The following is a 13,263-nucleotide window of genomic DNA, read 5'->3' as shown; positions in this document are numbered from 1 at the left end:
CCTGCTACCGAAACCTACATAACTCATTGTTTACCAAGGAGTTTTCCGTTTCGACTGCGCCGGAAGTGGGGCGAATTATAGACATCCAGAATCTGCCGTCAACCTGTTTCTTCACATTTCTGTCATACAGGTCAAAAAAGCCCCAGAAACGCGAAAGCCGGCCCCAGGGGCCGGCTTTCAGCTCAAGTTACAAGCTAGGAAACGCGAATTGCGACGCCTCATGACTGGCCCGCTGCGGCCAGCGCTGGGTAATCGCCTTGCGACGAGTGTAGAACCGCACCCCATCCGGACCGTAAGCGTGCAAATCGCCAAACAGCGAACGCTTCCAACCGCCAAAGCTGTGATACGCCACCGGTACTGGCAGCGGAACGTTCACACCCACCATACCGACTTCAATTTCGTCACAGAACAGACGCGCCGCTTCACCATCACGGGTAAAGATGCAAGTACCGTTGCCGTACTCATGGTCGTTGATCAGTTGCATCGCCGCTTCCAGGCTGTTCACCCGAACCACGCAAAGCACCGGCCCAAAGATCTCCTCCTTATAGATACGCATCTCAGGCGTCACCCGATCAAACAGGCTTCCCCCCAGGAAGAACCCTTCCTCGTGCCCGGCAATACTCAAGCCACGCCCATCAACCACCAACTCAGCCCCCGCCGCCACACCGTCTTCGATATAGCCACTGACCTTGTCCCGCGCCTGACCAGTCACCAACGGCCCCATGTCCAAGCCACAAGAGGTCCCAGCGCCAATTTTCAGCGCCTTGACCTGCGGCACCAACTTGGCAATCAACGCATCCGCCACCTGGTCTCCCACGCACACGGCCACCGAGATCGCCATGCAACGCTCACCGCAAGAGCCATAGGCCGCGCCCATCAAGGCACTGACTGCGTTATCCAAATCCGCATCTGGCATCAGCACCGCATGGTTCTTCGCGCCGCCCAGCGCCTGCACACGTTTGCCGCGCTTGGTCGCTTCGGAATAGATGTACTCGGCAATCGGCGTCGAGCCCACAAAGCTCAGGGCTTTGACTTCCGGCGCTTCGATCAATGCATCCACCGCGCCCTTGTCACCGTGCACAACACTAAGCACGCCTTTAGGCAAACCAGCCTCTTGCAGCAACTGCGCGATCAACAGCGTCGAGCTTGGATCACGCTCCGATGGTTTCAAGATGAAACAGTTGCCGCAAACAATCGCCAGCGGATACATCCACAACGGTACCATCGCCGGGAAGTTGAACGGGGTAATGCCCGCGACCACACCCAGTGGCTGGAAATCCGACCAGGCATCTATATTCGGTCCTACGTTACGGCTGTACTCGCCCTTCAGAATCTCCGGTGCCGAGCACGCATACTCGACGTTCTCGATCCCACGCTTCAATTCGCCAGCAGCGTCTTCCAACGTCTTGCCGTGCTCCTCGCTGATCAGCTGCGAGATACGCGTTTCGTTCTGCTCCAGCAATTGCTTGAAACGAAACATCACCTGGGCGCGCTTGGCCGGTGGTGTGTTGCGCCAGGCCGGGAAAGCCGCCTTGGCCGAGTCGATTGCCTGTTGAATAGTTTCGCGGCTGGCCAACGGCACTTGGTGGATCACCTGGCCGGTAGATGGGTTGTACACGTCGGCACTACGACCGCTGTCATTGACCAACTCACCGTTGATCAAATGCTGGATAAGGCTCATGCAGGGCTCCTGAAAAGTTGTTCTATATAGAAGGAGAAATCAGTCGATCTTATTCAGCACTTCGCCGACCGCATCGAACAGGCGATCCAGGTCCTGCGGCTTGCTGTTGAAGGTTGGCCCGAACTGCAGGGTGTCACCACCAAAGCGCACGTAGAAACCGGCTTTCCACAAGGCCATGCCGGCCTCGAATGGACGCACGATGGCATCACCGTCACGCGGGGCAATCTGGATCGCGCCAGCCAGGCCGTAGTTGCGGATGTCGATCACGTTCTTGCTGCCCTTCAAACCATGCAGCGCATTCTCAAAGTGCGGTGCGACTTCGGCTACGCTCTGCACCAGGTTTTCCTTCTGCAGCAGGTCCAATGCCGCCAAGCCCGCTGCGCACGCAACCGGGTGGGCCGAATAGGTGTAGCCGTGTGGGAATTCCACCGCGTACTCAGGCGTCGCCTGGTTCATAAAGGTCTGGTAGATCTCGCTGCTGGCAATCACCGCGCCCATCGGGATCGCGCCGTTGGTGACTTGCTTGGCGATGCACATCAGGTCCGGGGTCACGCCGAAGCTGTCGGCACCGAACATCGAGCCAGTTCGGCCGAAACCGGTAATCACTTCGTCAAATACCAGCAGGATGTTGTGCTGGTCACAAATCTCGCGCAGACGCTTGAGGTAACCCTGCGGTGGCACCAGCACGCCAGCGGAACCGGCCATGGGCTCGACAAACACGGCAGCAATGTTCGACGCATCGTGCAGTTCGATCAGCTTGAGCAACTCATCCGCCAACGCGATGCCACCTTGCTCCGGCATACCCCGAGAGAACGCATTGCTCGCCAGCAAGGTGTGGGGCAGATGGTCAACATCCATCATCGCCTGACCAAAAATCTTACGGTTACCGTTCACCCCCCCCAAGCTGGTGCCGGCAATGTTCACACCGTGATAGCCACGGGCGCGGCCGATCATCTTGGTCTTGGTGGCCTGGCCTTTGAGTCGCCAGTAGGCTCGCACCATCTTCACAGCAGTATCGGCGCACTCGGAGCCGGAGTCGGTGAAGAACACGTGGTTCAGGTTGCCCGGGGTCAGGTCGGTAATCTTTTCCGCCAGTTGGAAGGACAATGGATGACCGTATTGGAAGCCCGGCGAGTAGTCCAGTGTGCCCAACTGCTTGGCCACCGCCTCCTGGATTTCCTTGCGGGTATGCCCGGCGCCGCACGTCCACAGACCCGACAACGAGTCGTACACCTTGCGCCCCTTGTCATCCGTCAACCAGCTGCCTTCGGCGGCCACGATCAGGCGCGGGTCACGCTGGAAGTTACGGTTGGCGGTGTAAGGCATCCAGTGCGCATCCAACTTCAGTTGGCTGGCCAGGGACGATGGGGCGTTTTCGGGCATGTTCATCAGCAAAACCTCGCAGGGCAAAAGGCAGCGTCGGGATTGAAAAGCGTTGTTGCAGCTAAATTGCCACGGGGATAAAGTCGGTGAAATTCAACTTTTCTAACCTTCAGTCAGGCCTTCACTAAACTATGAGCAGCCGCCGACCCGACCCCCTGGCCCAAGTCAGTGACTTCGATATCCGCCTGTTGCGTATCTTTCGCAGCGTCGTGGAATGCGGTGGCTTCTCGGCAGCAGAAACCGTCCTCGGCATCGGCCGCTCGGCCATCAGCCAGCAAATGAGCGATCTTGAGCAACGCCTGGGTTTAAGGCTCTGCCAACGCGGCCGTGCCGGTTTTTCCCTGACCGAAGAAGGCCGCGAGGTGTATCAGTCCGCCTTGCAGCTATTAAGTGCCTTGGAAAGTTTCCGCACCGAGGTCAACGGCCTCCACCAGCATCTGCGCGGCGAGCTGATCATCGGCCTCACCGACAACCTCGTCACCCTGCCCCACATGCGTATCACCCATGCCTTGGCGCAGTTGAAGGAGCGCGGCCCCGACGTTCAGATCCAGATCCGCATGATCGCCCCCAACGAAGTCGAGCAAGGTGTGCTCGACGGCCGCCTGCATGTCGGCGTGGTCCCCCAGGCCAGCGCGCTCTCTGGGCTGGAATACCAGCCGCTATACAGTGAACGTTCATTGCTCTATTGCGCTGTCGGCCACCCGCTGTTTTATGCCGACGACAAGCAACTGGGCGACGAACGCATCGACAGCCAGGACGCCATCGCCCCCACCTTCCGCCTGCCCGCCGAGATCCAGGCCCATTACCAGGCCCTCAACTGCACCGCCAGCGCCTCCGACCGCGAAGGCATGGCGTTCCTGATCCTCACCGGCCGCTACATCGGCTACTTGCCAGACCATTACGCCAGCCTGTGGGTGCAACAAGGCCGACTGCGTGCGCTGAAACCTACTACACGTTTTTACGATTTAAGCCTCGCATCGGTCACGCGCAAAGGCCGTCGCCCCCATTTGGTGCTGGAAAGCTTCCTGGAAAGTCTCGCAGCCACCCGCTAATTCAGCCTCGGCGCAAAAGCTGAGCAGTTGGACAGCTTTTTGCAAGAACACAAGGACATAGACCTTGAGCTTGCCCGCCATGCCACCAGAATCTTCCAACAACAGCGATCTGATCTACGGCCTGAACGACCGTCCAAAACCCGCCCCCGCGTTGTTGGCGGCACTGCAACACGTATTGGCCGCGTTCGTCGGCATCATCACCCCGCCGCTGATCATCGGCTCCACCCTGGGCCTGACCGCACATTTGCCCTACCTGATCAGCATGGCGTTGATGGTTTCCGGTGTCGGTACCTTCATCCAGGCACGTAGGCCATTTGGCATCGGCGCCGGGATGATCTGCCTGCAAGGCACCAGTTTTGCCTTTCTCGGCGCGGTGTTGTCGGCGGGCTTTTTGGTGAAGCAACGCGGCGGCAGCCCGGAAGACATCATGGCAATGATCTTCGGCGTGTGCTTTTTCGGCGCGGTGGTGCAGATCGTGCTCAGCCGCTTTATTGGCCAGCTGCGCCGAGTGATCACACCGTTAGTGACCGGAATTGTCATCACCCTGATCGGCATCAGCTTGATCAAGGTGGGCATCACCGACTTGGGCGGTGGTTTCAACGCCCCAGATTTCGGTGCCCCAACCAACCTGGCGCTGGGCGTGTTCGTGGTGTTGACGATCATCCTGCTCAACCGCTCCAACACACCATGGGTACGCCTCTCGGCCATCATCATCGGCCTGGCCTTTGGCAGCCTGGCCGCCTGGTTCAGTGGCAAACTCGTGCCCCAAGCCCTGCCTGACTTGCCCTTGGTCAGCCTGCCGATTCCCTTTCGCTTCGGCTTCAACTTCGACTGGAGCGCTTTCCTACCGATCGCGCTGATTTACCTGATCAGCAGCATCGAAACCGTCGGCGACCTCACCGCCAACTGCATGATCGCCCGCCAGCCTATCAGCGGCCCCTCCTATATAAGCCGGCTCAAGGGCGGGGTACTCGGTGATGGCGTCAGTTGCATGATCGCCGCCACGTTCAGTGCCTTCCCCAACACCACCTTTGCGCAGAACAACGGCGTGATCCAACTTACCGGGGTGGCCAGCCGTTACGTCGGCTTATATATCGGCGTGGTGCTGTTTTGCCTCGGTTTGTTTCCGTTGATTGGCGCGGTGCTGCAACAAATCCCCAAGCCCGTGCTGGGCGGAGCGACTTTGGTGATGTTCGGCAGTGTGGCGGCCGCCGGCGTGCGCATCCTCGCCCAGGCGCCGTTGGACCGGCGCAGCATGCTGATCATCGCCACCTCGTTTGGCGTAGGCCTGGGCATTGCCGCCCAACCCAACCTGCTGCACTTGATGCCGACCCTGGTGCAGAATCTGTTCGACTCGGCCATCACCAGCGGCGGCCTGACAGCCATCGTCTTGTGCCTGTTACTACCGGAGGCCAAGGCCAGCAGCGTTGCCGCAAACCACACATCGGAAAGCGACACACTCGAACCGCTTTGACGGTTTTATTGCATCGGGACTTGTCTGGGGCTTGTTGGTGGGTTATCTGTGCACACGTCGTCTCTATCGATCTGCACGGAAACCTCCATGAGCCTCGAAGTTCCTGCCCACAGCAACCCCACCGGAAAACCCGCCAGTCGCATTCGGCAAAAGAACGAACAAGCGATTCTCCAGGCTGCTGAAGACGAATTCGCGCGCCATGGCTACAAAGGCACTAGCATGAACACCATCGCTGCCAGTGCCGGGCTGCCCAAAGCCAACTTGCACTACTACTTCACCAACAAGCTGGGCCTGTATATCGCCGTGCTCAGCAATATCCTCGAATTGTGGGACAGCACCTTCAACGCGCTGACCGCCGAGGATGACCCCGCCGTCGCCCTCACCCGCTATATCCGCACCAAGATGGAATTCTCGCGGCGCCACCCCCAGGCATCGCGAATTTTCGCCATGGAGATCATCAGCGGTGGCGAATGCCTTACCGAATATTTCAACCAGGACTATCGCGCATGGTTCAGCGGCCGTGCCGCCGTGTTCCAAGCCTGGATGGATGCCGGCAAGATGGACCCTGTCGATCCCGTGCACCTGATCTTCCTGCTGTGGGGCAGCACCCAGCACTATGCCGACTTCGCCACCCAAATCTGCCGCGTCACCGGCCGCACCAAGCTGACCAAGCAGGACATGGAAGACGCCGGCACCAACCTGATCCACATCATTCTCAAAGGCTGTGGCGTCAAGCCCGCCCTATAAACGAAGCGATTTATGTCTTTCACGCTTACCGGCCTTTGTGAATTTCGTGAAGAAATACGCAAAAGCCGCTTCATCACCCTCGCCGCACCGATCGCCAGCCCGCAAGACGCCCAGGCGTTTTTCGAGCAGCACAGCGACTTGAACGCCACACACAACTGCTGGGCCTGGAAGTTGGCCGATCAATACCGCAGCAATGACGATGGCGAACCCGGCGGAACGGCCGGGCGACCGATCCTGGCGGCCATTGAGGCGCAAGGGTTTGATCAAGTCGCGGTGTTGGTGATTCGCTGGTACGGCGGAATCCAACTGGGCACCGGCGGCCTCGCCCGTGCTTACGGCGGTGGCGCGAACAAGTGCCTGCAAACCGCCGAACGTATCGAACTGATCAGCCGCGTGCCGCTGAGTTGCGCCTGCGGTTTCGCCGAATTGAACCTGGTGAAACTGCGCGTTGCCGAGTTGGGCGGGCTGGTGGTGGAAGAATCCTTCACCGCCAACGGCGTCGAGCTACAACTCGCCGTAGGCGAAGCGCATATCGACACCCTGCAAATTCAACTCGCCGACCTCAGCCGTGGGCGTATCCTGCTGCAACGCTGAACTCCCTGAACCGCGACGCCAAAGGAAGCTTTTCATGTCTACGCCAAAAACCGCACTGATCATCGGCGCCTCCCGTGGGCTGGGCCTTGGCTTGGTCAAGCAATTGCTCCATGACGGCTGGGACGTAACCGCCACCGTGCGTGACCCAAGCAAGGCCGATGCGCTGAAAGCCGTCGGCCCGGTACAGGTCGAGAAACTCGACATGGACGATCAGCAAGCCGTGATCGCCCTGAGCCAGCGCCTCAAGGAACGCACCTTTGACCTGCTGTTCGTCAACGCCGGCGTCAAGGGCCCTGCCAACCAGGAACCTGGCCATGCCACCCTGGCGGAGGTCGGTCAACTCTTCTTCACCAACGCCGTGGCGCCGATCAACCTGGCCCAGCGTTTTGTCGGGCAGATCCGCAAAGACAGCGGCGTACTGGCCTTCATGAGTTCGGTGCTGGGCAGCGTGACCATCCCCGACGGTTCGGATCTGGCGCTGTACAAGGCCAGCAAGGCCGCACTCAACTCCATGACCAACAGTTTCATCACCCAGCTGGGCGACCAAAAACTCACCGTATTGTCGCTGCACCCGGGCTGGGTGAAGACCGACATGGGCGGCGAAAACGCCCACATCGATGTCGACACCAGCGTGCGTGGCCTGGTAGACCAGGTAAATGCCTACACCGGCAAGGGCGGCCATCACTTTGTGGACTACAAAGGCGACACCATCGCCTGGTAACTTCCTCCCACACCAATCTCGTCTATCTGCCTACAGATGGACGAGATCTCGAACTACACGTAATCTACTTCCTCGCCTTCACCGGCGACCCTGGATCAGCAGACAGGGCAACACTGAGCTGGCAAACCTGAACCCATCATTCAGAGGAGCCGGCCAATGCCTGCGACCCGTATCTGGTTAAAAAACCCCCTCGCGATTTTCACTGCCAATGGCCTCGACGCCCGTGGTGGCCTGGTGCTGCAAGATGGTGTGATCACCGAAGTGCTGGGCTGGGGCCGCGAACCCAGCGTGCCGTGCGGCCAAATCTTCGACGCCCGCGAGCATGTCATCCTCCCCGGCCTGATCAACACCCACCACCATTTCTACCAAACCCTGACCCGCGCCTGGGCGCCGGTGGTCAACCAGCCGCTATTTCCCTGGCTGAAAACCCTGTACCCGGTCTGGGCACGCCTCACCCCGGAAAAACTCGCCCTGGCCACTAAAGTGGCACTGGCCGAACTATTGCTCTCAGGCTGCACCACCGCCGCCGACCATCACTACCTGTTCCCTGACGGCCTGGAAAACGCCATCGACGTTCAAGTGCAAAGCGTGCGCGAATTGGGCATGCGCGCCATGCTCACCCGGGGTTCCATGAGCCTGGGCGAAGCCGATGGCGGTTTGCCCCCGCAACAAACCGTGCAGCAAGGCCAAGTCATCCTGGACGACAGCCAACGCCTGATCCACGAATACCACCAGCGCGGCGATGGCGCACAGATCCAGATTGCCTTGGCGCCGTGCTCGCCATTCTCGGTCACGCCAGAAATCATGCGCGCCAGCGCCGAATTGGCTGACAGCCTCGACGTACGCCTTCACACGCACCTGGCGGAAACCCTCGACGAGGAAGACTTCTGCCTGCAACGTTTTGGCCTGCGCACCGTGGACTACCTCGACAGCGTCGGCTGGCTCGGCCCACGCACCTGGCTGGCCCATGGCATTCACTTCAACCCGGACGAAATCGAACGCCTCGGCGCGGCCGGCACCGGCATCTGCCATTGCCCAAGCTCGAACATGCGCCTGGCGTCCGGTATCTGCCCCACCCTCGACTTGCTCGCCGCCGGCGCGCCTATCGGGCTGGGTGTGGACGGCTCCGCCTCCAACGATGCGTCGAACATGATCCTTGAAGCGCGCCAGGCCCTGTATATCCAGCGTCTGCGTTACGGCGCGGAAAAGATCACCCCGCAAGGCGTGCTGGGCTGGGCGACAAAAGGTTCGGCGCAGTTGCTGGGGCGTACGGATATTGGTGAGCTGGCCGTAGGAAAACAGGCAGACTTGGCGTTGTTCAAACTCGACGAACTGCGGTTCTCCGGCAGCCATGACCCGATCTCGGCACTGTTGTTGTGCGGTGCGGATCGGGCGGACCGGGTGATGGTGGCGGGTAAATGGCGAGTGATTGATGGCCAGGTCGAAGGTTTGGACTTGAAAGGTTTGATCGCCGATCACACCCAGGCGGCTNTCTCGGCACTGTTGTTGTGCGGTGCGGATCGGGCGGACCGGGTGATGGTGGCGGGTAAATGGCGAGTGATTGATGGCCAGGTCGAAGGTTTGGACTTGAAAGGTTTGATCGCCGATCACACCCAGGCGGCTAGAGCCTTGATCGCTGGAACTTGAGCCTGACACTGCTCGAAATGTGGGAGCGGGCTTGCTCGCGAAGGCGGTGAATCAGTCAACTAATGTGCTGACTGACACAACGCATTCGCGAGCAAGCCCGCTCCCACATTGGGCCCTGCTGAGTTCAGCAAATCCGGTTACAGCCCCAACAGCGACAACATAATGAAGGTCGCAAACAACACAAAATGCGTCATCCCTTCAATGGCATTGGTCTCGCCATCATTGAGGTTGATCGCGCTCACAATCAACGTGATAAAGATCATCACCGTCTGCACCGGCGTCATCGCCATCTGGAACGGTTGCCCGGTATAGAGCGCCATCGCCTCCATCACCGGCACCGTCAGGATCACCGTCGACAACGACGCACCCAGCGCAATATTCACCACCGACTGCATGCGGTTGGCCAGCGCCGCGCGCAACGCGGTCAGAATCTCCGGCGCAGCTGAAATAGCCGCCACCACAATTGCCGTAATCACCGGCGGTGCGCCTGTGCCCTCAAGGCCCAGATCCAAAGTCTTGGACATCACCTCGGCCAACGCGCCAATCACAATCACGCCAAACACCAGGGTGCCGATGGAGAACGCCAGGTTTATCGGCGGCGACTGCTCTTCCTCAGCCGTCTTTTTACGACGCTTCTCCGGGTAGCTGTAGCTGAAAAAATAACTGTGAGGCCCCACCTGCATACGCAAAAACAGGGTGTAGAGCACCACCATCGCGCCAATGGTGAAGGCCGAGTAAATTTTCCAATCGGCCTCGGGGATAAATTCCGGCACTACCATCGACACGCCCATGGCCGTAAGGATCATCACGCCGTAGCTGCGGGCCGAATCGTCGTTGTAGGACTGTTCGCCATGCTTGATCCCGCCCATCAGCGCGGCGAGGCCGAGAATGCCGTTGATATCGAGCATGACCGCCGAATAAATCGTGTCCCGCACCAAGGTGGGCGATGGTTCGTTGCTCATCATGATCGCCAGGATCACCACCTCCACCAGCACGGCGGCCAGGGTGAGGATCATGGTGCCGTAGGGATCGCCGACCTTTTCTGCCAGTTGCTCGGCGTGGTGGGCTACGCGCATCGACGCCACTACGATAAACGCGATCAGTACCACGCCGCCGAGCAGCGCCACGCCTTGGCCGCTGTTGAGCATCCAATGCTCCAGCGGGTAGGCCGCGATGGCGGCAATCAGCGCCAGCAGCATGAATTTTTCTTGCTTGAGGGATGTGAGCATTCCGGGCCTTTTTTCGTACAACAAATCAGTCATTGATGGGGTACAGACTACGGCACGCTGCTAACGTTTCGTTACACCTTAGTTCACGCGGCCCTTGCGCGAATGCAACAAAAACGATCCTGCTGGTCAGGTTTTGCCAATTATTTCAGCCATGGCCTGTAGAATGCCGCCATTGCACCTGATGAGAATTTAGAAAATGTACGATTGGCTCAACGCCCTGCCCAAGGCTGAACTGCACCTGCACCTGGAAGGCTCGCTGGAGCCTGAGCTGCTGTTCGCCCTGGCCGAGCGCAACAAGATTGCGCTGCCATGGAACGATGTCGAAACCCTGCGCAAGGCCTACGCCTTCAACAACCTGCAAGAGTTTCTCGACCTGTACTACAAGGGCGCCGATGTGCTGCGCACTTCCCAGGATTTCTACGACCTGACCTGGGCCTACCTGCTGCGCTGCAAAGAACAGAACGTGATCCACACCGAGCCGTTCTTCGACCCGCAGACCCACACCGATCGTGGCATCCCGTTCGAAGTGGTGCTCAACGGCATTGCAGCGGCACTTAAAGATGGCGAACAGCAACTGGGCATCACCAGCGGCTTGATCCTCAGCTTCCTGCGCCACTTGAGCGAAGCCGAAGCCGAGAAAACCCTCGACCAGGCGCTGCCGTTCCGTGATGCGTTCGTGGCCGTGGGCCTGGACAGTTCGGAAATGGGCCACCCGCCGAGCAAGTTCCAGCGCGTATTCGACCGTGCCCGTCATGAAGGCTTCCTTACCGTGGCCCACGCTGGCGAAGAAGGCCCGCCCGAGTACATCTGGGAAGCCATCGACCTGCTGAAAATCCAGCGTATCGACCATGGCGTGCGCGCCATCGAAGACGAGCGCTTGATGCAGCGCATCATCGACGAGCAGATCCCGCTGACTGTTTGCCCACTGTCCAACACCAAGCTGTGCGTGTTCGACGACATGGCCCAGCACAACATCCTCGACATGCTGGAGCGTGGCGTGAAAGTCACGGTGAACTCCGATGACCCGGCCTACTTCGGCGGTTATGTCACCGAGAATTTCCACGCGCTGCACACTGCACTGGGCATGACCCAGGACCAGGCCAAACGCCTGGCGCAGAACAGCCTGGATGCGCGGTTGGTAAAACCATAAGCCGCTGTCACTGGATGAGTGCAGGCTAAATGTGGGAGGGGGCTTGCTCCCGATGGCGGTGGGTCAGTCAGCTTATCGGTAGCTGGCCCACTGCTATCGGGAGCAAGTCGAATCGTCGCACCGCCCCTCCCACATTGGATCTACATTGCCGATTTAATTTCGGTCAACTCCTCCAGAGTCTTGCCCTTCGTCTCCATCCCAAACACCCACACCACCACAGCCGCGACCGCAAAACACAGCGCGCCGAGGGCAAACACCCCACCCTGCCCAGTAATCGGAAACACCAACCCGGTCACCAACGGCCCAAGCAATGAACCGACCCGACCGATCGCGGAAGCAAAACCGGACCCCGTCGCCCGCGCCGACGTGGGATACAACTCGGGCGTGTAGGTATAAAGCACCGCCCACATGCCAAACAAAAAGAACTGCATCAACAACCCCGACGTGATCAGCAACCCCACGTTGCCGCCAAACACCGCGCTTTGCCCATACAGAAACGCCATCACCCCGCCGCCCAGCAGCGTCACCACACACACCGGCTTACGCCCCCAACGCTCCACCAACCAGGCCGCCATCAGGAAGCCGGGGATGCCGCCCAGGGAAATGATCACCGTGTAATACACCGACTGCGTCACGGCAAAACCCGACTGCTGCAATAACGCGCTCAACCACGAGGTCAGCCCGTAGAAGCCGAGCAAGGCAAAGAACCACACGCTCCAAATCATCATCGTGCGCTGGCGATACTGCGCCGACCACAGCTGCTGGAATGCCGAAAAGAACGTCCCCGGCGTGCTCTCTACCCGTGGCAGGCCGATAGGCTCCGGCAGGTCAGTGCAGCCCAGGGAGTCACGCACTTTTTGCTCGATACCCTGCAAGACCTTATCGGCCGCATCATGCCGCCCGGCCTGTTCCAACCAGCGTGGTGACTCTGGGATAAAAAAGCGGATAGCCAGTACAAACACCGCCGGCACGGCTAACACCAGGAAGATGTCGCGCCAGCCGATCACCGGCAACAGGAAGTAAGAAAGCACCCCTGCTGCCACAAAACCCAACGGCCAGAAGCCGTCCATCAGGGCGATGTAGCGCCCACGCCTCTTGGCCGGAATCAGCTCCGAGAGCATCGACTGCGCAATCGGAAACTCCATGCCCATGCCAATGCCCAGCAAGATCCGAAACAGCGTCAGCGTCTCCACGGTCTGCGCCGTAGAGCACAGGTAACTGGCGATGCCCCACAACACAATGCTCCACTGGAATACTGGCTTGCGGCCGAAGCGATCGGCGAGCATCCCGGACAGCGACGCGCCCACCACCATGCCGAAAAAACTCGAACTGGCCAGCAGCCCGGCCTGGGCCGTACTCAACCCGAACTCGGTTTTGATCGAGCCCAGCAAGAAGGTCATCATCGCCAGGTCCATGGAGTCGAAGAAAAACGCCAGGGCGATGATGATAAAAATCACGCGGTGGTACCCGCTGATGGGCAACCGTTCCAGCCGTTCCGCTGCGCTATAGCCTTGCATACCCATGCCGCATCCCCTGTGTGAAAAATCCCCTCAGCGAGTGTGCGGCATCGTTTTCCCGCGTTATT

At 59.5% G+C, this 13,263-nt stretch carries 11 protein-coding genes; 7 read left to right on the top strand and 4 right to left on the bottom strand.

The window, feature by feature from the left end; genetic code table 11:
- Positions 1 to 187 precede the first annotated feature (187 nt).
- Both ACLD1Y_RS30595 and ACLD1Y_RS30590 read right to left on the bottom strand, forming a co-directional pair.
- Entirely contained in the window at positions 188 to 1,681 is a 1,494-nt protein-coding gene (locus ACLD1Y_RS30595; protein WP_429481379.1) for a CoA-acylating methylmalonate-semialdehyde dehydrogenase, read from the bottom strand.
- Between the two features lie 39 nt (positions 1,682 to 1,720).
- Entirely contained in the window at positions 1,721 to 3,070 is a 1,350-nt protein-coding gene (locus ACLD1Y_RS30590) for an aspartate aminotransferase family protein (RefSeq protein ID WP_016977052.1), read from the bottom strand.
- 125 nt (positions 3,071 to 3,195) lie between these two features.
- Here ACLD1Y_RS30590 and ACLD1Y_RS30585 point away from each other — a divergent pair, with 125 nt between their 5' ends.
- The 6 genes from ACLD1Y_RS30585 to ACLD1Y_RS30560 all read left to right on the top strand — a co-directional run bounded on the left by ACLD1Y_RS30585 (position 3,196) and on the right by ACLD1Y_RS30560 (position 9,299).
- On the top strand, positions 3,196 to 4,116 hold the full coding sequence (locus ACLD1Y_RS30585) for a LysR family transcriptional regulator (protein WP_429481378.1): 921 nt from the start codon (positions 3,196 to 3,198) through the stop codon (positions 4,114 to 4,116).
- A 79-nt stretch (positions 4,117 to 4,195) separates the two neighbouring features.
- Positions 4,196 to 5,590: a uracil-xanthine permease family protein gene (locus ACLD1Y_RS30580; protein WP_429481380.1), complete on the top strand. Its 1,395-nt coding sequence runs from the start codon at positions 4,196 to 4,198 to the stop codon at positions 5,588 to 5,590.
- An 87-nt stretch (positions 5,591 to 5,677) separates the two neighbouring features.
- Positions 5,678 to 6,337 carry a TetR/AcrR family transcriptional regulator gene (locus ACLD1Y_RS30575; protein ID WP_429481377.1) on the top strand — a complete coding sequence of 220 codons (660 nt, stop codon included), beginning with the start codon at positions 5,678 to 5,680 and terminating at the stop codon, positions 6,335 to 6,337.
- Between the two features lie 12 nt (positions 6,338 to 6,349).
- Positions 6,350 to 6,931, top strand: a complete 582-nt coding sequence (locus ACLD1Y_RS30570) for an IMPACT family protein (RefSeq protein ID WP_429481376.1) — start codon at positions 6,350 to 6,352, stop codon at positions 6,929 to 6,931.
- Between the two features lie 34 nt (positions 6,932 to 6,965).
- Entirely contained in the window at positions 6,966 to 7,652 is a 687-nt protein-coding gene (locus tag ACLD1Y_RS30565; protein WP_429481375.1) for an SDR family oxidoreductase, read from the top strand.
- Between the two features lie 156 nt (positions 7,653 to 7,808).
- The gene (locus tag ACLD1Y_RS30560) at positions 7,809 to 9,299 is read left to right on the top strand and encodes an 8-oxoguanine deaminase (RefSeq protein WP_429481374.1); all 1,491 of its coding nucleotides are present in this window, start codon (positions 7,809 to 7,811) and stop codon (positions 9,297 to 9,299) included.
- Between the two features lie 137 nt (positions 9,300 to 9,436).
- Here the strand turns inward: ACLD1Y_RS30560 and ACLD1Y_RS30555 are convergent, their stop codons facing one another.
- Positions 9,437 to 10,528 carry a calcium:proton antiporter gene (locus tag ACLD1Y_RS30555; RefSeq protein WP_429481373.1) on the bottom strand — a complete coding sequence of 364 codons (1,092 nt, stop codon included), beginning with the start codon at positions 10,526 to 10,528 and terminating at the stop codon, positions 9,437 to 9,439.
- A gap of 196 nt (positions 10,529 to 10,724) precedes the next feature.
- Between ACLD1Y_RS30555 and ACLD1Y_RS30550 the strand changes: the two genes are divergently transcribed.
- Positions 10,725 to 11,678: an adenosine deaminase gene (locus ACLD1Y_RS30550; RefSeq protein ID WP_021493192.1), complete on the top strand. Its 954-nt coding sequence runs from the start codon at positions 10,725 to 10,727 to the stop codon at positions 11,676 to 11,678.
- 140 nt (positions 11,679 to 11,818) lie between these two features.
- Here the strand turns inward: ACLD1Y_RS30550 and ACLD1Y_RS30545 are convergent, their stop codons facing one another.
- On the bottom strand, positions 11,819 to 13,201 hold the full coding sequence (locus tag ACLD1Y_RS30545; protein ID WP_429481372.1) for an MFS transporter: 1,383 nt from the start codon (positions 13,199 to 13,201) through the stop codon (positions 11,819 to 11,821).
- Positions 13,202 to 13,263 lie beyond the last annotated feature (62 nt).

The organism is Pseudomonas sp. 18175, from assembly GCF_050432925.1.
GTDB lineage: Bacteria > Pseudomonadota > Gammaproteobacteria > Pseudomonadales > Pseudomonadaceae > Aquipseudomonas.
This window is presented reverse-complemented; position numbering and strand designations above follow the sequence as displayed.